General features: G+C 66.0%; 16 protein-coding genes and 2 riboswitches. All 16 genes read left to right on the forward strand.

Translation table 11 applies throughout. The annotated features are described in order from the left end of the window. Nucleotides 1-213: 213 nt before the first annotated feature. The 16 genes from ACZ5KV_RS11855 (at nt 214) to ACZ5KV_RS11930 (ending at nt 19720) form a co-directional block, all read left to right on the forward strand. Nucleotides 214-822 (forward strand): hypothetical protein, encoded by a 609-nt coding sequence (locus tag ACZ5KV_RS11855; protein ID WP_464239514.1) that lies wholly within the window; start codon nt 214-216, stop codon nt 820-822. A gap of 72 nt (nt 823-894) precedes the next feature. Next, nucleotides 895-1782: a UshA-like (seleno)protein family 2 gene (locus ACZ5KV_RS11860; protein ID WP_464239515.1), complete on the forward strand. Its 888-nt coding sequence runs from the start codon at nt 895-897 to the stop codon at nt 1780-1782. A gap of 131 nt (nt 1783-1913) precedes the next feature. Next, a riboswitch (cyclic di-GMP riboswitch) is annotated at nt 1914-1989 on the forward strand. A gap of 37 nt (nt 1990-2026) precedes the next feature. Further along, nucleotides 2027-2815 (forward strand): prepilin-type N-terminal cleavage/methylation domain-containing protein, encoded by a 789-nt coding sequence (locus tag ACZ5KV_RS11865; RefSeq protein WP_464239516.1) that lies wholly within the window; start codon nt 2027-2029, stop codon nt 2813-2815. 186 nt (nt 2816-3001) lie between these two features. Beyond that, the gene (locus ACZ5KV_RS11870; protein ID WP_464239517.1) at nt 3002-4714 is read left to right on the forward strand and encodes an AAA family ATPase; all 1713 of its coding nucleotides are present in this window, start codon (nt 3002-3004) and stop codon (nt 4712-4714) included. A gap of 14 nt (nt 4715-4728) precedes the next feature. Further along, nucleotides 4729-4804, forward strand: a riboswitch (cyclic di-GMP riboswitch). Nucleotides 4805-4860: 56 nt separating this feature from the next. Further along, nucleotides 4861-6510, forward strand: coding sequence for a GspE/PulE family protein (locus tag ACZ5KV_RS11875; protein ID WP_464239518.1), 1650 nt, complete (start codon nt 4861-4863; stop codon nt 6508-6510). Nucleotides 6511-6549: 39 nt separating this feature from the next. Further along, nucleotides 6550-7776 carry a type II secretion system F family protein gene (locus tag ACZ5KV_RS11880; RefSeq protein ID WP_464239519.1) on the forward strand — a complete coding sequence of 409 codons (1227 nt, stop codon included), beginning with the start codon at nt 6550-6552 and terminating at the stop codon, nt 7774-7776. A gap of 46 nt (nt 7777-7822) precedes the next feature. After that, a complete protein-coding gene (locus tag ACZ5KV_RS11885) occupies nt 7823-8332 on the forward strand; it encodes a hypothetical protein (RefSeq protein ID WP_464239520.1) in 510 nt (169 codons plus the stop codon). 33 nt (nt 8333-8365) lie between these two features. Continuing rightward, nucleotides 8366-10009: a hypothetical protein gene (locus ACZ5KV_RS11890; RefSeq protein ID WP_464239521.1), complete on the forward strand. Its 1644-nt coding sequence runs from the start codon at nt 8366-8368 to the stop codon at nt 10007-10009. After that, complete coding sequence (locus tag ACZ5KV_RS11895; protein ID WP_464239522.1) at nt 10010-10663, forward strand: SctD/MshK family protein; 654 nt, start codon at nt 10010-10012, stop codon at nt 10661-10663. A 78-nt stretch (nt 10664-10741) separates the two neighbouring features. Continuing rightward, on the forward strand, nt 10742-12343 hold the full coding sequence (locus tag ACZ5KV_RS11900; protein WP_464239523.1) for a hypothetical protein: 1602 nt from the start codon (nt 10742-10744) through the stop codon (nt 12341-12343). Nucleotides 12344-12429: 86 nt separating this feature from the next. After that, nucleotides 12430-13140, forward strand: coding sequence for a tetratricopeptide repeat protein (locus ACZ5KV_RS11905; protein ID WP_464239524.1), 711 nt, complete (start codon nt 12430-12432; stop codon nt 13138-13140). A gap of 141 nt (nt 13141-13281) precedes the next feature. Beyond that, on the forward strand, nt 13282-15774 hold the full coding sequence (locus ACZ5KV_RS11910; RefSeq protein WP_464239525.1) for an HD domain-containing phosphohydrolase: 2493 nt from the start codon (nt 13282-13284) through the stop codon (nt 15772-15774). A 226-nt stretch (nt 15775-16000) separates the two neighbouring features. Then, complete coding sequence (gene fliM, locus ACZ5KV_RS11915; protein ID WP_464239526.1) at nt 16001-16981, forward strand: flagellar motor switch protein FliM; 981 nt, start codon at nt 16001-16003, stop codon at nt 16979-16981. 155 nt (nt 16982-17136) lie between these two features. Next, nucleotides 17137-17781 carry a hypothetical protein gene (locus tag ACZ5KV_RS11920; RefSeq protein WP_464239527.1) on the forward strand — a complete coding sequence of 215 codons (645 nt, stop codon included), beginning with the start codon at nt 17137-17139 and terminating at the stop codon, nt 17779-17781. Nucleotides 17782-18026: 245 nt separating this feature from the next. Next, nucleotides 18027-18536, forward strand: coding sequence for a MarR family winged helix-turn-helix transcriptional regulator (locus tag ACZ5KV_RS11925; RefSeq protein ID WP_464239528.1), 510 nt, complete (start codon nt 18027-18029; stop codon nt 18534-18536). A gap of 8 nt (nt 18537-18544) precedes the next feature. Continuing rightward, on the forward strand, nt 18545-19720 hold the full coding sequence (locus ACZ5KV_RS11930; RefSeq protein WP_464239529.1) for an MFS transporter: 1176 nt from the start codon (nt 18545-18547) through the stop codon (nt 19718-19720). The last annotated feature ends 12 nt before the right edge of the window (nt 19721-19732 follow it).

The following is a 19732-nucleotide window of genomic DNA, read 5'->3' on the forward strand; positions in this document are numbered from 1 at the left end:
TGTTTTTATGATGCTGTGATAATGACCGCTTTCCCGGAAAAAAGCAATACGACCCGGAAATAGGGACGGCCGATGAAAAAAGAGCTACTGGTGGGCCTTTGGGGGAATCGCCCCATGCTTTTGCAACAGCTCTTGCCATTTGTCCGTTTTACTCGTAGGTTGCAGGACAATACGACATCATGGACAGGGCACTGACGCGAGGCATCCTGGCGTATGCAGACAAAGGTTGCGAAATACGCGACGCGGCGCGTCGCAGCGCGGACACGGGTCTCCGGCTTCACGTTCATGGAGTTCAGCGTGGCCCTGGCGATTTTGTCCGCCATGCTCCTGGGCCTCGTGCTTCTGGTGTCCTCCACTGACGACGACTCCCCCTACCCGGACATAACTCCTTATAAATGGAGCAACGCCCTCTACACCTGGAACCAGGTGGAGCGGCTGCGCACCGCCGTACGGCTTTACCAGGACCAGACCAACGCCCTGCCCGGCGATTTCCCCCACGGCAACGCCAACGGGCGCATTGAAAAGGAACTGGGCGAGGCCGACCGCGTGTTCGAGGATATGCGCCTCTCCGGCGCGCTGCCCGATCCGCCCGTACTGGTCCGGGGCCGCAAGATCGTGCTGTATTACGCCGAACTGCGCCTGGAAGGCCAGCCCCTGGCCGAGGGCCATTTCTTCAAGCTGGAGAAATTCGACCGCCTGGAGGCCGTGGCCATGGACCGCAAGTTCGACGACGCCTCGGGCGGCTCCGGCGCGGTCATCGTTTCCCCCCGCGAAGACGACAAGGACCGCGTGGACTGCTACATCGCCCTGGATCTCTTCTAGGGCCGGGCCGCGCGTTCCAGTGACTTTCAGCGCAGACATTCCGCAATGATGCATATCCGTCCGAAGTCCGCCATGCCGTTGTTGCGTTGCATGGCGCTGATGCTTGTTTTGTGTGCCCCCGTTGGGGAGGCCGCCCGGGCGCAGGACGCCTCCGTGCCCGCGCGGCCCCTGGTGACCTTGCTGTTCACCGCCAACTCCGAAGGCGCCTTCGAGCCCTGCCCCGTGTGTGGCGGCTCGGCCCTGGGCGGCTTGGCCCGGCGGGCCACGGCCCTGGCCCGGGTGCGCGCCCAGGGCGGCGGGCGCGTGCTGACCCTGGCGGGCGGGCACGAGTTCACCCCGTTCCGCGCCGCCCCGGCCGGGGAGGGCACGGCCCGGGCCCTGACCCAGGCCTATGCGGCCATGAGCTACGACCTGGGGCTGCTTTCCGCGCGGGATCACGACTGGCTGCGCGGCGCCGGGGCCGCGCCGGGCCCGGGCTGGCTGGCGCCCGCCCCCGAGCCCCGGGCCCGGCTGCTGGACGCGGGCGGCGTGCGGGTCGGGGTGCTGGTCCTGCCGCACAAGGCCGACATCTACGCCCCCGCCGAGCCCGAGGCCGTGGCCGCCGTGGTCCGCGCCGCGCGGGAGCTGCGCCCGCAGGTGGACCTGCTGGTGGGGCTGGGCGTCTGGGGCTGGCAGGGCGATGCGACGCTGCTGGAGGCCCCGGAGGCCGATTTCGACGTGCTGCTGTCCAGCGGGCCGGGGCAGGGCACCGGGGTGCGCGCCGTGCGCGGGGGGCGCACGCTCGACGTGCGCCCGGACTATCAGGGCTGGTCCGTCATCCGGCTTGATATCCTGGGCTTTCCGGAGGCCCGGGGTGGGCGCGTCTGGACCGCTGGGGCACACTACCGCGCCACAAAAATCAAGTTGGACGCCACCATACCCGCCGACGAGGCCGTCTCCGCAATCCTGGCCTGGATATGAAAACAGGGCGCGGCACAGGCTTTCGCCGTCGCCCATGTGTCTTTTTCATGCAGATGGAGCCGAAATGAAAGATGGTGTATTGACTGATTGTGCCGATTGGGCTAGAAATGCATCAATTCTCATAGCGTGACGGTTAGCAAAGCCAAACTTGCCGCGAGGCGGGGACGGAAAGCCCACGGGTCTCTCGAAGATGGCCGGGTTGCCTAACGATTTCCCAGGAATTTCCACCAAAGGAGGAAGGAACATGCGTTTGGAGAAACAGGCAAAGGGCTTCACGCTGATCGAAATGGCCATCGTGCTGGTCATCATCGGCATCATCCTCGCCGGCGTCATGAAGGGCCGCGACATCGTCCGCGGCGCGCAGGTCAAGCAGTTCTCGCAGCAGTTCGCCCAGAAGTGGGGCACCGTTGCGCAGACCTACTACGACAAGACCGGCCAGCAGTTGAACGACGGCAACGGCAACGGCGGCGTGACCACCGCTTCGCCGGATGGCTGGATGGACGGCGGTCTTGATGGCCGTACGGACGACATCAAGGATGCCGTCGAGGCCGTGGGCGTCGATCTGTGTTCCATCGTCAAGTCCAAGCTGATTGACCGCACCGCTGGTGCCGGCACCGTGAGCGCCTACAACATCCCCAACAACGACGCCATGTGCAAGGGCGATGCGACGGGCGGCACCAACGTGATGAACCCCTGGCAGGCCCAGGTTGACGGCGAGTACGCTGGCCCCACCGTCGTGTCCGTTGATCTCGTGAACCTGAACCTGACCATCGGCGGTCGGGTGCTCCAGCGCAACGTGATCGTGTTCTACAACGTGCCCACCGACGTGGCCCAGGGCATCGACACGGCCGTTGACGCCCGCAACGATGGCCTCGCTGGTAGCTGCATCGGCCTGGGCGCTGGCTATCAGCGCGACGGCGGTTCCCAGTTGGTCGCCGAGGCCGCTGTTGAAGCCACTGCCTGGCGCGAAGCCGTTTCTCAGACCAGCGGCTTGGCCCTGTGCCAGACCGTCGGCATCATCCTGGACTACTGATCCCTTCCGCGGGAAGCATGAAAGAGACCCGGCTCCGGCCGGGTCTCTTTTTTTGTTCGCACCGTCAGCAGCAAAGCCCTGTGGCGGGCCGAAATTTCCTGGCCGCTCCGTTGTGTTTGGAATATATTGTCATGGTCATTGAATCTCTGTATGGATTGGTGGAAATGGAACACAAGGAGCGCCGCCTTGACCAATGATGTCTTCGATGTTCTGGGCCTGAAGCACAATCCGTTCTCCATGGCCGCGGACACTCCCGGCTATTTCCACACCGAGGCCACCAAGCAGATTCTCGACGAACTCGCGTTCGGCATCCTGTCCCGCAAAGGGTTCCTGGTGCTGTGCGGCGAGGTCGGCGTGGGCAAGACCGCCTTGCTCTACCAGCTTCTGCGTCGCCTGGAAGGCGAGCAGCTTGTCACCTCCTGGATATTCAACACCATGCTCAACAAGGAGGAGCTGCTGCACGCCATCGCCCGCGACTTCGGGCTGGAGGCCCCGCGCGAGGCCAACGTGGCCCAACTGGTGGAGCTGCTCCAGGCCTTCCTGGTGGAGCAGAACGCCGCCGACCGCAACTGCGCCATCATCGTGGACGAGGCCCACAACCTGTCCCTGCCGGCCATGGAAGCCCTGCGCATGCTCTCCAACCTGGAGGTCAGCGGGCGCAAGCTGGTGCAGATTCTCATGGTCGGCCAGCCCGAGCTCAAGGAACGCATGGATGAGCCCAAGCTGCGCCAGTTGCGCAGTCGCATCACCATCTACCGCGAGTTGCAGGCCTTCAATGCCGAGGAAACCGGACGTTACGTGAACTTCAAGCTGGCCGCCGCCGGGTCGCAACTGCGTATCGCCAAGGCGCCGCTCAAGTTGTTGCATCTGGCCACCGAGGGCAACACGCGCATGATCAACCTGATCATGGAGCGCAGCCTCTACGCGGCCCTGGCCTTCGGCGAGCAGGAGCTTTCCGTGCGCGTGCTGCGCGCTGCCGTGGACGAGATCGCCTCCTGCCAGATCGAGGTGGCCGCGCGCCTGGGGGCCCGGCGCCGCCGGGGGCTGCGCCTGGCGGCCGCTGCGGTGGTGCTGGTGGTCTTCGCGGGGCTGGTGGCGCCGTGGATTCCCGGGGCGGACGGCGCACGGAGCCCGCTGGGGCTGGCCCTGGGGGCGTATCTGGCTCGTGACGCCGCGCAGGACGCGCCTTCACAGGCACAGACAGCCGCAATAGTCGATGATGCGGCCCGTGCGGACAACAGCAACACCACCGCTGTGGCAGAGAGTGTCGCAGTCGCTGCCGCAGAAACACAAAAAGTCACAGGCGCGGAAAATGCGGCGCAGCAGAGCGGCGCGGTGAATTATGCAGACGCGGCACAGGGAAATAACTCCTTGACAGGAATTTCCAAACCTGAGACAGACTTGAGTAATACAGGAAGTTCAGCGCAAGCCCCGGCCCCCACGCAGGAGATGCTCGCCTTCCTGAAGCCCTTCGGGCTGGAAGGTAGAGCGGGGGAGTTGGCGGCGGCTTTGCAGCGGCGCGAGCTTGTGCTGTTTGAGAACGTCCTGCCGGGGGGGGTGCAGCTGTTGCAGGTGGACAGGCTGCCCAAGGAGGGCCCGGTGCCCTTCACTGCGTTTCCCTGGAACGACGTAGCAGGTGAAAACCCGTCGTGGCTGGTGCTCTGGGAGCCGCCTTTCATGGTCCAGGATTTCTACTACGGCTACCGTAACGAGAACATCCTGGCTCTGCAAAGGCTGCTCAAACGCCTGGGGTACTATTGGGGCCCCGACGACGGGATGGTCGGCCCGGTGACGTGGCGCGCGATCAACAGCTTCCAGAAGGATATGAAGCTCAAGCGCACCATGTGGCCCGACCCGGAAACCGTTTTTTGGTTGAACGTCATGTCGAAGCAGGGTTGACGCGGACAGGAACGTTCCCGAAACGCCAAACCCTCCGCGAGGGGGGGACGGAAAGCCGACGGGTCTCACGCAGACGGCCGGGCCACCGAAGGACGCACCAAGGCGCGACCTCAGCTTCGGCGTAATTCCGAAGTCAGGTGGACCTCATGGCTGCTCCAATTCGCATCGGCGACCTTCTGCGGGAAAAGGGCTACATCGGCGACGAACACATCCGCTACGCCCTCCAGGTACAGCGGGTGACCAAGGAAAAACTGGGCCAGGTGCTCACGCGCACGGGTCTGGTGTCCGAGTACGACCTCGTCTACACCGTGGCCCAGCAGCTTGGCATCGACTACGTCAAGCTCGACAGCATCCAGCCCGATTTCCAGCTCCTCAAGCGCTTCAACCGCAACGCCTGCCTGGCCCAGAGGGTGTTCCCCTACGGGCAGACCGCCGAGGGCGAGATCGTCGCCGCCATTTCGGACATCCCCGACCCCAAGCTCGACCAGTTCATCCAACGCGCCACGGGCATGCGCCCGCGTTACGTGATGGCCGAGGAGTCGCGGGTCGTCTCGTCCATCTACAACTTCTTCTATTTCCTCGACAACCCCGTCGAAAAGCTCATGCAGCGCGAGGTCGGCATCATCGCCGCCGACACCAGCCGCACCGTGAGCCCCGACACGTTGATCAACTACATCCTGCTGCTGGCCGTGAAGCAGCGCGCCACCGACGTACACCTGCGGCCCATGTCCCACGGCATCGCCGTGGCCTACCGGGTCGACGGCGTGATGGTCAACGTGGCTTTCCTGCCGCCGCAGCTTTCGCGGCTGGCCACGGCCATCAAGCTCCAGGCGGGCATGGACATCGCCGAGCAACGCCTGCCCCAGGACGGCCGCTGGACGGCCAACCTGCTGGAGCGGCGTTACGACATCCGCGTCTCCTCCATCGTCACGCCCTTCGGCGAAAACATCGTCATGCGCCTGCTCTCCCAGGAGCGCGCGAGCTTCAGCTTTCCGGCCCTGGGCTTCCTGCAGGAAGACGTGGCCATTCTGGCGCGCATCTTCGACGAGCCCTTCGGCATCCTGCTGCTCACCGGGCCCACGGGCTCGGGCAAGTCCACCACCCTGGTGGCGGGCCTGACCTCCCTGGACCTTCTGGGCAAGAACGTGCTCACCGTGGAAAACCCCATCGAGTACGTGGTGCCCCTGGCGCGTCAGACCCAGGTCAACGAGACGGCGGGCTACGATTTCTCCAACGCCATGCGCCACTTCCTGCGCCACGACCCCGACGTGATCCTCATCGGCGAAATGCGCGACCAGGAAACGGCCTCCACGGCGCTCACCGCGGCCACCACCGGCCACCTGGTGCTCTCCACCCTGCACGCCAACACGGCCATCGGCGCCCTGCCGCGCCTGCAGGGCCTGGGCATGGATACGCAGATGCTCTCCGAGAGCCTCATCGGCGTGGTCAGCCAGCGGCTGGTGCGCACCATCTGCCCGCACTGCAAGGTGGCCTACCGCGCAAACGACGCCGAGAAGAAATACCTCGGCGTCAACGTGGACACGCTCTACAAGGGTGAAGGCTGCGAGACCTGCAACCACACCGGGTACATCGGCCGGACGCTGATTTACGAGATCCTGGTGGTGGACCGCGAGGTGCGCCAGGCCATGGAGAAGGACATCGAGCTGACCCAGCTTGAGGATATGGTCAAGCGCAAGGGCTTCCGCAACATGTACGACGTGGCGGTCATCAAGGTCCAGCAGGGCGCGACCACGGTCGAGGAAATCCAGCGCGTGCTGGGCAAGACCCGGTACTAACCCGGCCCCGGGCCGGCAGGCGAGGCACGGACCACAACCATGGCATTCTTCAGGTTCAAACTGCTCACCGCCAACGGGCGCATCGACCGGGGCGTGGTGGAGTTGCCCTTCACCGACAACCCCCCGGCGATCCGCTATCTGGAGCGCCAGGGCGGGGTGGTCATCGACATCCAGAGGCTCGGCGCCGCCGCGTCCTGGCTCACCCGCGTGGTGACTCAGGGCTTCACGCGCGTCAAACGCCCGGATCTGGCCGAATTCTTCAACAACATGGCCATGCTGCTCGGCGCGGGCGTGCCCGTGCTCTCGGCCATGGAAGAGATCATGCAGGAGATCAAGAACCCGATGCTCCTCATGACCCTCAAATTCATGCGCACCGACATCGAAAGCGGCCAGACCTTCGGCGAGGCGCTGTCGCGCCACCCCAAGGTCTTCAACCCGCTGGTCCAGTACATGTGCCGCATCGGCGAAGAAACGGGCATGCTGGACAAGATGTGCGCCAAGTCCGCCAAGCACCTGGAGCACGTGGAGCAGATCGTCAGCGGCACCAAGCGGGCCCTGGTCTACCCGGCCTTCATCCTCACGGTGGTGGTGGGTGCCTGCGCCTTCTGGTTCTACGTCGTGGTGCCCAAGATTCTTGCGCTGTTCGTGGACATGAAGGTGGCCATCCCCTGGCCCACCCGGTTGCTCATGGAGATATCCAACTGGTTCCAGAACTATTTCGGCTGGACCATCCTGGCCTTTGTGGCCGCGCTGTTCCTGACGGGATTCCTGCGGCGGCGCAGCACGTGGTTCCACTATCGCACGGACTGGCTCATGCTGCACATCCCGGTGCTGAACAACATCATCCACCTGTCCACCAACGCCCGGATCTCCGAATACCTGGGCATCCTGGTGGGTGCGGGCGTGGGGGTGGTGCGCACCCTGGAAATCATCACCGATTCCATTGAGAACCTCGTCTACAAGGGTCGGCTGATCCTGGTCCAGGACGCGGTGAAGAACGGCAACCCGCTGTCGGACTCCATGCGCCAGGCCGAAGCCCTGCACCCGTTCGCGGTGCGCATGGTTTCCGTGGGCGAGCAGACCGGGCGCATCGAGGAACAGACCAGCTACGTGGCCGAAATCTACCGCCAGAAGCTCGACGGCATGGTCGAGGTGCTCGGCAAGACCCTGGAGCCCCTGATGCTGGTCATCATGGGCGTCATGTTCGGCGCGATCTTTGCGGGACTCATGCTGCCCATCTACGACATGATGGGTCAACTCGGATAAAGGGGGCAGAGCTGTTATGCGTTGGCTTGTCAGTATCGTGGTATGTGTGGCTTTTGCCGCCGGAGCCGTCCTGCTCTCCCAGTCGCTGGGCGAGTACGGCGCGGCCAAGAAGGAGTTCGACGCGCTTCAGGCGGAACGCGGCGACTACGAGCGCCTGGCGCGCCAGTATGATGCGGAAGAACAGAAGGTTGCCGCCGTCAACAGCCTGTGGACCGAGTTGCAAAGCGTCAACCTCAAGCCCGAGGACTGGACGCGCTTTCCCCTGTCCGTGTCCAAGGTCCTGGACTGGAAGGACGTGGAGCGCCTGCTGATCCTGTCCTCCAACCGCCTGAAGGACGACCCCGGGTACTATTTCAAGCCCGAGATGCTTCGTCTGTCGCGGGTGGTGGTGGACGGCAACGGCCAGCCCGTGGCTCCGGGAGGCGAAACCCCGGTTCCGGCCCCGGCGTCGGAGTCGGCCACGGAGATGGGCGTGGAGACCGCCGGGCTTGCCCCGGTGCAGAAGTACGATACGAGCATACGCGGAACGTTCCTTATTCCCAAGACTGCGGAATAGGCGGCCTTCCACGAATATGAAGCGGGGTAAAGCATGACCGAAGATCGGAAAAATCCCACTGTGCCCGGCGCCCCCGGCTCCGCCGCAGAGGGGAGGGACGTTCCCGAGCTGGAACTCGAAGACGTTTCCTGGGAGATCGACAACCAGGGGCAACCCGAGGCCAAGGCTGACGAAGTGGACATGGCTCCCGAGGTCGAAGCGGACCAGCCCGAACCGCAGGACGAGGCTCCTGCGGCCGCAAGGCCCGCCGCCGCGCCCCAGCCCCAGCCCCAGCCCCAGGCCCAGGCCCGCCCTGCGGCCAGGCTGGTGCAGGAGAGCTATGTGGACCCGAACGCCGACTACTCGGCCGAGTGGGGATGGCGGACGAAATCCTCGGGTTTCCAGGCTTTTGTTTTCAGCCTGCACGGCAACAAGCTGCTCTTCTCCCCGCGCGGCGTCGAGCCCATCGACGAGGTGGGCGGCATCGGCCGCTACTTCAAGTACCTCACGGACTACGCCGACTCCCCGGGCATGGGCATCCTGACGCTCAACACCGAGAGCAAGTACGCCGAGGTGCTGGCGCGCAAGCAGCTCGAAGAGGCCGGCGAGTTGTCCGCCGAAGGCATTCTGCACGTCTTCTCCAAGCGCAAGCTCGAAGGCGGGCAGATCAGCGTCTTCTACGAAATCCTGCCGCGCGACCGCTATGTGGGCATGAGCGAGACCTATGCGGGGTATCCCCAGGGTTTCGTGATTCTGGACACCGTGTCCCTGCTCTACGGGCTGCTCAAGCACCACGGCCGCGGCGCCCACGTGCTGGCCCTGCACATCCCCGGCGCCATCATCATGGTCGCCGGCAAGAACGGCGATGTGTACCTCTCGCGGCGCTACACCCTGGTCGGCGACGACGGCGACGCGCTGGTGGAGGGCATCTTCGCCCTGGAGCAGGACGTGGCGGCCCTGGAGAAAAACCTGGGCCAGCGCATCAGCCACATCAACTGGATCGAGGGCCTGACCGGCACGCTGAATCTGCCGCGTCCGGACGTGGAGATTCCGCTGGTGCCTTATCCGGTGCACCGCCTGCAGCACGGCGGCGAGACGGTCTGGTCCGCCCTGCCCGAAGCCATGCAGGCCGCGCCCATGGCGGCCATCCTCGGCCCGAAGGAAGAGCGCCTGCTGCGGCCCCTGGAGTTGGCCGAGAAGTACGTCTGGGCGGCCATGCTGGCCGTGGCCCTGGTGGCCTTCGTGGGCTACAGCTACGTGGCCACCGCCAAGGGCGAGGTCATGCAGCGCCTGGCGTCCATGCAGTCCGCCAACAACGCGCTGGACTCGCAGCTTGCCTCCCGCGCGGGGAGCCTGGCTTTCCAGGACGTGACCGCCGCGGCGCAGACGGCCTCGGATATCCGCACAGCGGCCCTGGCGCCGCCCCTGGGCGAAATGTGGAACTACCTCTCGTCCCTGCGCCCGGACTACATGCGCGTGGACGGGCTTGAGTTTACCTACCAGCCCGACGGCGTGGCCGTGCGCCTGGAAGGACAGGTGGAAATGGATATCTCCACGGCCCAGCACGGGTTCGTGAAGTTCGTCAGCAGCCTGGAGAGCCAGGGATTCACGATCCAGTCCAAGCAGATCGACCTGGGGCTTGAGGGCAACTATTACTCGCTCAACGCCTTGTGGCCGTTGAAGAAGAAGGGGGACTAAATGCACCCGGGCAGGAGAAGCATTCTGGTCCGCTGGATTGCCTACGCCGTGGTCATCGTGGCGACGGCCGCATGGCTGTATACCAACCAGCGGATCGACGTACCCCGGCAGTCCGGCATCGCTGAGCGGCTGGCGCCCAAACAGGTGACCCTGCCCCCGGAGGAGGTCAGCACGACCATCCGGGAGGCCGTCGGCGCGCTGACGCAGAAAATTCCGAACTACGGGGCTGTGGAAAAGGTCGATCCCTCGCTGGTGGTCCTTGACCCCGAGGTCCTGGACCCGGCCAAGCAGCAGTACGCCGCCTTGTTCCTGAGCGCACTGTTCCTCGGCCCGCCCGACAAGTACGCCATCCTGAACGGGACGGTGTACCGCGAGGGCGCCGAGTTGCCCGACGGGCGTGTGATCAAGGCCATCGATGCCGACGGCGTCACCCTGAGCAGGGGCGCGGATACCGATCGGATCAGTTGGCTTCCGGCATACCGCGTGGAGTTGAAGAAGGCCGCCGCCCAGGGCGGGCAACGCCGCGCGGAAGAAGCTGCGGCGTCTCCCGAGACCCAGCCGACCCCCCCGGCGGATCTGAACAACCTGCCTCCGGACCTGACCCCGGACCAGGCGTTGCAGATCCTCCAGCAGGTGGGCCAGAAGCAGCAATAACGAGAGGGCGACATGGCCATATCCGCAAGCAATCAGGGCCACTCCCCCCGGGGGAATTGGAAGGAGAAGGGGCGACATATGCGCAGGAGTCTTGTCTACATCGGTTTCATTGTACTGGCGCTTTCCCTGGCATCCTGCCAGAAGGCGACGAAACAGCTTGAGAGCGACCTGAACTACGACGTGCTCTACAAGCAGCTTCGCAAAGAGGATGAACAGTTCATCAAGATGCGCGCCCAGGAGCAGCAGCATCTGGAGCGGTCCGTCGCGGTCGACGAAAGCGTCATCGAGCCGGTGCTGCCCGAGTTCAATCCCCTGGAGGAGACCACCATCTCCATCAGCGTCCAGGAGGAAACCCTCCACAACATTCTGTACATCGTCGCCCGCAACGCGGGGCTGAACCTGGTCATCGAGCCGGGCATCAGCCTGGAGAACCGGGTGACCATCAGCTTCGAGGACGCCTCCAGCGCCCTGGTGGTGGAAAAGCTCCTGGCCGCCTATGACCTGGCCTGGGAAGTCAACGACAACATCCTCATGGTGTCGCGCTTCGCCGAGAAGGTCTTCTACCTCGACTTCGTGAACACCAATGCCGAAGTGACCTCCGCCAGCGGCGGCGACATCTTCGGCAGCGCGATGTCCGGCCAGGGCCAGCTCTCGGGCACCTTCGCGGTGGCCAACGAACTGAGCGGCGATTTCAAGGACGAGTCCATCTACGGCCAGATCCTCAAGAGCGTGGATTCGATCATCTCCGAGGAGACGGCCTTCGGCGAGCAGGGCACCACCGGCGAGGAGCCGGAGAACCCCGGCTACTTCGCCCTGGATCCGCTGACTGGCGCGCTGTACGTCCGCTCCACCCCCGGCAAGCTGCGGGCCGTGGCACAGATGCTCAACAACCTGAAGACCAAGCTCGCCCGCCAGGTGGTCATCGACGCGCGGATTATGGAAGTGAGCCTGTCCGACGAGTTCCGCTTCGGCATCGACTTCAACTGGGTGGCCGAGCGCATGGCCTGGGGCGACGGCACCACGACCATGAGCTGGCTGCAGCGCGGCTCCACCGCCATCGCCGACCGCACCTACGCCGACAACAACACCGTCGCCACCATCACCGGCTTCCGCAAGGGCGACGACGCCTTCAACGCGGCCCTGGAGGCGATGCAGACCTTCGGCGGCGTGAAGGTCGTGGCCAACCCGCACGTGCGCGCCAAGCACGGCCAGCCCGCGCTCTTCACGGCGGGCAGCTCGCGCCAGTACGTCGCGGGCATCGAGCGCGACGTGGACGACGCGGGCAACGTGACCTTCACGGTGAACACCGCCTCGGTATTCAACGGCGTGATGCTCGGCGTGGTGGCCTACGTGAGCGACGACAACAAGGTCGACCTGCAGATCTTCCCCATCAAGAGCGAGGTCAAGGAAGCGAGCCTGGCCCTGGTGGAAGTGACCAGCGCGGGCGACAAGCTGACCCTGCCCCAGGTGGACGTGAAGAACGTCGTGACCACGGCCCGCGTGAACGACGGCGACACCATCATCCTGGGCGGCCTCATCGACAAGAACACCGACAAGGAAGACTCCGGCATTCCCGTCGTCGGCGACATCCCGATCCTCGGCTGGCTCTTCAAGACCCGCGTCGAGACCGATGCCGTCCGCGAACTGGTCGTGGTCATGAACATCAAGGTGGTCCAATGAGCGTCATCTACCGCAGCCTGCAGCAACTGAAACGGGAGGAGGCGGAGCGGAATTCCCGCCAGGCGCCTCAGGCGGTTGCTCCGAGGATGAGCAAGCTCTTCCTCAGGGGACTGCTGTTCCTGCTGGTGTTCGTCGTACTGGCCGGTTCCGGGCTGTACTTCGTCCAACGCGAGGTCAAGGACTTGGCCTTGCCGGACGACCCTGCGCAGAATGCGGCCAGCCAGCGCCAGGCAGTTGTCGAGAAAACCGTGGAAGAGGCCCCGGCTCCGGCCCCCGTGGTCGAGCAGCCGGCAGTGGCACAGCTCACGCCTGCCCAGGCGCCCATCGTGCAGCAGCGGCTGTACCGTGAGCCGGAACCTGAAAAACCCAAGGCCGTCGACCTGTCCAAGCCGTCGCGGGCTCTGGAGCAGCACTTCGCCCAACGGGCCAAGAAGAACGAGAGCGTTCTGGCCCTGGAGCGGACCCTGGTCCAGGCTTCGCGCCGGGGCGATGCCGGGCAGTCGCGGGAGCTTCTGGACTCCATGTCCCGCGAGATCGGCAACCAGGAGAGCGCCACGGCCTACAAGTGGGAAGGCTATCTGGCCCTGCAGGAGAAGCGCTACGCCGACGCGGAGAACTTCTTCCGCCGCGCCGTGGCCCTGCGCGCTTCGGACTACGTGAGCAACATCAACCTGGTCTACGCGTTGCTCGGTCAGGGCAAGCGCGACGAGGCCGTGCTCATCTACCGCAGGCTCATCGACCGCTACCCCACCAACGACCGCGTGGTGAAGCTCGGCAAGGCGCTGGGCGAACTCTAGCATGTCGCATATGTCGCCGAAGCGGGCCGGGAGGGCACTCCCGGCCCGCTTTTCTTTAGTTGTCTTTGCTCTTGTGCCGGTTTGAGGTAGAGTCGGCTTCGGGGGAAACGGCACAGCAGGCGCCGCACAGGAGGAAAGGCCATGGCCGAGCGGGACAAGGATCAGGAAGAGAACCGGGCAGTGGGCGGCCCGGTCGGCCCCGGGGCCGATGCCGCCGCACTGTCGGCTTTCCAGCTTTATCATCTGGGCAAGTATGCCGAAATCGGCATGGCCCTGTCGGGCGAGGAAAACGTGGACCGACTGCTGGAGATGATCGTCCACGAGGCCCGCGAGATCACCGACGCCGATGCCGGAACCCTGTACCTCGTCAACGCCGAGCGCACCCACCTGGACTTCGCCATCCTGCACAACGACACCATGAAGACCCGCATGGGCGGGACCTCCGGGGTGCCCGTGAAGCTGCCGCCCGTGCCGCTGCACGTGGACGGGGCGCCCAACCACGCCAACGTGTCCTCCTATGTGGCCCTTTCCGGCGACATCATCAACATCGCCGACGTGTACGAGTCCGAGGAGTTCGACTTCACCGGCCCGCGCAAATACGACCAGGCCACGGGCTACCGCTCCAAGTCCATGCTGGTCATCCCTCTGCGCAACCACGAGAACGACGTGATCGGCGTGCTGCAATTGCTCAACGCCCAGGACGTGACCCGGGGCGGGGCGGTGGGCGAGTTCGCCGACGACCGCGTGTCGCTGGTGGCCTCCCTGGCCTCCCAGGCCGCCGCCGCCCTGACCAAGACGCGCCTCATCCAGGACCTCAAGGACCTCTTCTACGCCTTCATCAAGAGCATCGCCAACGCCATCGAGGAAAAATCGCCCTACACCGGCGGGCATATCAACCGCGTGGTGGACATCACCATGATGATCGCCCGGCGGATCAACGACATGGACGAGGGCCCCTTCGCCGACGTGCATTTCAACGAGGACGAGCTGGAGGAACTCAAGCTGGCCTCCTGGCTGCACGACATCGGCAAGATCACCACTCCCGAATGGGTTGTGGACAAGGCTTCAAAATTACAGACGATCTATGACAGGGTGGATCTGGTGCAGCAGCGTTTCGACCTTGCGGCCCAGACCCTGCGGACCAGGAGCCTGGAGCGCAAGGTGGCCCTGCTGGAGGGCGGCGCCCCGGCCCAGGCCCTGCGGGACGAGGACCAGACCCTGGCCGAGGCCCTGCGGACCCTGGAGGAGGACCGGGCCTTCGCCATCGGCTGCAACGAGCCCGGCGAGTTCATGAGCGACGAGCGGCGCGCGCGGGTGCGGGCCATCGGCGAGCGGACCTTCGAGCTGAACGGGCAGCCCCGGCGCCTGCTCACCGAGGACGAGGTCGCCAACCTGTGCATCCGCAAGGGCACCCTGACCGATACCGAGCGGGCCATCATCGAGAACCATGCGCGCGTCACCGGGCGGATGCTCTCGGAGTTGCCTTTCCCCAAGAAACTGGCGCGGGTGCCCCAGTATGCGGCGGGGCACCACGAGAAGCTCGACGGCAGCGGCTACCCGGACGGCCTAGACGAGAAGACGCTGCCGCTCCAGGCGCGGATCATGGCCGTGGCCGACATTTTCGAGGCCCTGACGGCCCAGGACCGGCCCTACAAGAAGCCCATGCCCCTGTCCCAGGCGGTGAAGATCCTGGGGTTCATGAAGAAGGACCGCCACATCGACCCCGATGTGCACGACCTGTTCCTGTCCTCCAAGCTGTTCCTGAAATACGCAGAGCAGGAGCTGGCTCCGGCGCAGTTCGACGCCGTGACGGTGAACCCGGCCCTCAAGGGCCGCCGGGTGCTTGTGGCCTCGGGGCGCGACGTGTCCGACCTCACGGCCCGGCTGGAGGCCTGGGGCGCGCGGCCCGAGGTCGTCGCCGACGGCGCCACCGCGCGCGACCTGCTGCTGGACGCCTTCCGCGACTGCCGCCCCTACCGCCTGGCTTTCGTGGACGAAGGCCTGGGCACGCAGGGCCTGCTGGGCGAGCTGTGCGCCGCCGAGGGCTTCCCGGTCTACAGCGTCATTGCGCTGTGCGACGACCCGCGGGCCGGAGCCCCGGCCTGCGCCGTGGCGGCCCGCCTGGGCCTGCCCGTGGACGAGGCGGCCCTGCGCGAGGCGGTCTTCGCCGTGCTGGAGGGGCACACCTTCCGCGAGGGCGTGAACCCCGCCCTGTGCCTCATGGGCACCGCGGCCGGGCGCCCGCGCCGCAGCCCGGGCCCGGCGGTGCTGCTGGTGGACGACTCGGCCAACACGCGGATGATGCTGCGCTACCACCTGCGCCACACCGACGTGGTCCTGGACGTGGCGGCCAACGGGCGTCAGGGAGTGGACGCCGTGACGCGCCGGATCTACGACATGGTGCTCATGGCCACGCGCCTGCCGGTCATGGACGGCCTTTCCGCCGCGCGCGCCATCCGCCAGTGGGAGCGCGAAAGCGGCGCCCGGCCCGTGCCCCTGGTGGCCATGACCCTGGCCTACATCCCCCAGGACGCGAGCCTCAGCCTGGAGGCGGGCTTCACCTCCACGGTGGAACGCCCCGTGACCGGCGTCCGGCTTCAGGAACTGCTGCACCGCCATCTGCCCCGGGGGTGAGTGCTTCCGGCGGCTCGCGTCCCGGCTGGTTTGTATTTTGCATGGAATCCGTGCCCCCGGGGCCCGGGGCCGGGTTGCCAACGTGGCTCCCGGGCGATAGAAGGGGGCTTCGGTCGGGCGGCAAGGCACGCCGGGCCGCGTCGGCCGGGGGGCCGCCCCCCGGCGGGCCATGCGTACGGAACTCTCCGGCGGCAGAATCTGCCCCGGGTAAGGGCGGGAAGGGTCCATGAGCAAGATTCTCGACCAGGACGAAGTCGATGCGTTGCTGCGCGGGCTGTCCGGCGGCGAAATAGAGGCCGAGGCCGACATCCCCGAGGACGATTCCGGAGTCGTCAGTTTCGACCTGGCGAACCAGGACCGCATCATCCGGGGCCGGATGCCGGTGCTGGAGATCGTCAACGACCGCTTCGCCCGGCTGTGCACCAACGCCCTGGCCAACGCCATGCGCAAGCGCGTGGACCTGAACCCCATTTCCATCGACATGTCCAAGTTCGGCGACTTCATGCGCTCGCTGCCGGTGCCGACCTCCATCAACATTTTCAAGATGGACCCCCTGCGCGGCAACGCGCTCCTGGTCGTGGATTCGCGGCTGGTCTTCGCGCTGGTGGAGAACTTCTTCGGCGGCGCGGGCTCGCAGCCCAAGGTCGAGGGCCGCGACTTCACGCCCATCGAGCAGGCCATCGTGGACCGCGTGGTCAAGATCGCCCTGTCGAACATGGAAGACGCCTGGCGCCCGGTGCACGAGGTGCACATCGAGTTGACGCGTTCGGAGATCAACCCGCAGTTCGCGGCCATCGTGCCGCCCTCGGACGTGGTCATCGTCGTCACCTTCGAGGTGGAGCTGGAGAACGCCATCGGCTCGCTCATCGCCTGCCTGCCCTATGCCACCCTGGAGCCCATCCGCTCCAAGCTGCACGCCTCCTTCCAGTCCGAGCGGCTGGAGGTGGACCACGCCTGGATCGCGCGCTTCAAGGAGCGGCTCCTGGAAACCCCGGTGCAAATGGTCATCGAGCTGGGCCAGACCCAGATCACGGGTCGCCAGCTCCTGAACCTCGAGGTGGGCGACATCCTGCTGCTGAACACCGACACCGAGCGGCTTCTGGAGGCCGAGGTCGAGGGTGTGCGCAAGTTCTACGGGCTGCCCGGGGTGGTCAAGGGCAACAAGGCTTTCCAGGTGGTGCGCGAGGAGGAGCCGCGCTACGCGTAGCGCGGCTTTGCGGCCTCGCTTTTTTTCGGCGGCCGCTGCCAGCGTTGGCGGCGGTCGCCTCGTTTTGGGCCTCGACGGGCCTTGGCGGCGGGCCGGGTTTGGGATAGGACCATTGCCCACGCACCCCGGGAGGTGCGCCTGCAAGGGAGAGGATGATGCGCGGTCCGGTTTCGTTCGTGGTGGCCTGTGTGGTGGCCTTGGCGTCGTGCGTCGCCGTGGCCCAGGTGCCCGACGACTGGACGCCGCTGGTCCTGCCCGCGCCCGCGCCTGTGCCCGCGCCTGCGGGCGATTCCGCCGCGCCCCGGGGGGCTTCCCCCGTCCAGGACGCCCCGGAGGCCTTGCCCGAGGACCAGCCCGCCGCCCAGGGGGGGCGCACGGTGCTGCCGTCCTTCGGCGCCCGGCCCTCGGCGGAGGAGATCGGCCCGCGCCCCGACAACGCGCCCGTGCGGCGCCGCTTCCGCCTGCTTGAACCCGGTGCGGCCGCCGACGAGGGGCAACGCCGCCCTCCCGTGGAGGAGGGCACCCTGCCTCCGGAGCCCGAGCCGTGGGTGCCGCTGGTGCCCGAGGCCCAGGCCGCCGGGGAGAAGCCCTGGGTGCCCCTGGTGCCCGAGGCCGCACCGCAGGCTCCGGCGCAGCAGGCAAAGCCCGGGAAGTCCGCGAAGCCCGGAAAGCCCGCGCGGAAGGAAAAGAGGGAGCGCAAGACCCAGCAGCCCGAAGGCAAGGCCGCGACGCCCCGCACGCCCTGGCCCGCCCCGAAGCCGGGCGAGGAGCCCTGGGTTCCGCTGGTGCCCGCCCCCTGACGCCGGGCGAAGTCCTCCCCGGCCGCCTTTCGCCATCCTTCGCCCCGCCCCGGGGCTCCTGATCGTTTCACATCCTCTTCCCGCCGCTATCCTCCGCTGCCCGGTCCGCCGGTCCGTCCCCGTTCGCCGTTTCGGCGCGCCCCGCCTTGTCTTCCGGAGATTTTCGGGAGTCGCCGGAAATTTTGTTGACAAGGAAACAGTCTGGCCTCATATTGTTTCTCAAGAAACAAACAAGGAGGCCGCACATGGACCAAAGGGCCAGGATCATCGACGCCCTGATCAGAATCCGCGAGCGGGCGGATACCTTCCGCCACGGGCGCGAGGAGCTTTTTGCGGACATCACCCTGACGGAAATCCACTGCATCGACTGGATCGGCACCATCGACCACGCCAACGTGACGAAGATTTCCAACGAAATGGGCATGACCCGGGGCGCCATCAGCAAGATCGGCCGGAAGCTGCTGGGCAAGGGCCTGATCGAGAGCTACCAGGAGCCGACCAACAACAAGGAGATCTATTTCCGGCTGACGGACAAGGGCTGGCAATTCTACGCCGAGCACAGGAAATGCCACGTCCGGGCCAGGCAGGAGAAAATGGATCTTCTGACCACCTACAGCGACGACGAGCAGGCGATCATCCTGCGTTTTCTGAACGACATCAATTGCCAGATAGACGCGGCGCTCGGCTGCGACCGTCCCGAAGTCCCCTCCATAGAATCCACAGCATCCACAGACTCCGCCGAATCCGACGCATGAGGTCCGCCATGGGCAACAGTTCCATCCAGAAAAGCACCATCGTCTCCGTCTCCGCCGCGCATCTGCTCAACGACTGGTACATGAACCTCATCCCGATCCTCATGCCCTTTCTCGTGGCCGCCGGGTTCGGCGTCGAGGCGGTGTCCTTCGCCATTTCCGCCTTCACCATCACCTCGTCGCTGTCGCAACCGGCGGTCGGCTACCTCGTGGACAAACGCAACCAGCAGTGGATGGTCTACGTCGGAACGCTTTGGCTGGCGCTCCTGTTGAGCGGCATCGGGTACATCCACAACCAGTACCTGCTGCTGCTGGTCGCCGCCCTGGCGGGCCTTGGCGCGGCGGCCTTCCATCCGCAGGCCTCGGCCATGGTCAGCGCCGCCAGCGGAAACAGGAAAAACCTTTGCCAGGCCATTTTCGGGGCGGCGGGCAACCTGGGCTGGTCGCTGACGCCCTTGGTCGTCATCCCTCTCGTGGGGCTGTGGGGCCTGGAGATCACACCGTTTTTCGTCCTGCCGGGTATCGTCGTGGCCGTTCTGCTGGCCCGCAAGGCGCCCCGGACGGCCCCGCAGCGCGGCGGCGCCCCGGTCGCCCCGCTGCTGGATGTGCTGCGGCCCGCGTGGCGGGAACTGACCATGCTGATCCTCGTCATCGCCTTGCGCACCCTGACCCAGGCGGGCCTGGTGGCCTTTTTGCCGCTGTATCTGCAAAAGGAGCACGTCTCCCTGGTGGCCAGCGGGCACCTGCTGTTCTTCATGCTCTTCTCCGGCGCCATCGGCGGCATCCTGGGCGGCTACCTCTCGGACAGGGTCGGCAAGCGCGCCGTCATCGTCGCCTCGCTGTTCCTGGCGGCGCTGCTCTTCCATGCCTTCCTGTACTCCACCGACGCCATGCGGCCCGTCCTGCTCGCGCTGGCCGGGGGCTCCCTGCTGGCCTCGTTTTCGCCCACGGTGGTCATGGCCCAGGAGCTGTTCAAGAGGAACGCGGCCATGGCCTCCGGGTTCTCCCTGGGCTTCGGCATCGGCCTCGGCGGGCTCGGCGTGGGCCTCGTGGGGCTGTACGTCAAGCATTCGGGGGTCGATTCCGCCATCCATCTGCTGCTCTTCCTGCCCGTGGTGGCCATGATCCTGGCGTTGTGGCTCAAGGAGGCCCGTCCGGAGCCCGTCCAGGCCGTCCAGGGGGCCTGAGGCGAGCCTCGC

It is taken from the genome of Desulfocurvus thunnarius, assembly GCF_055390965.1.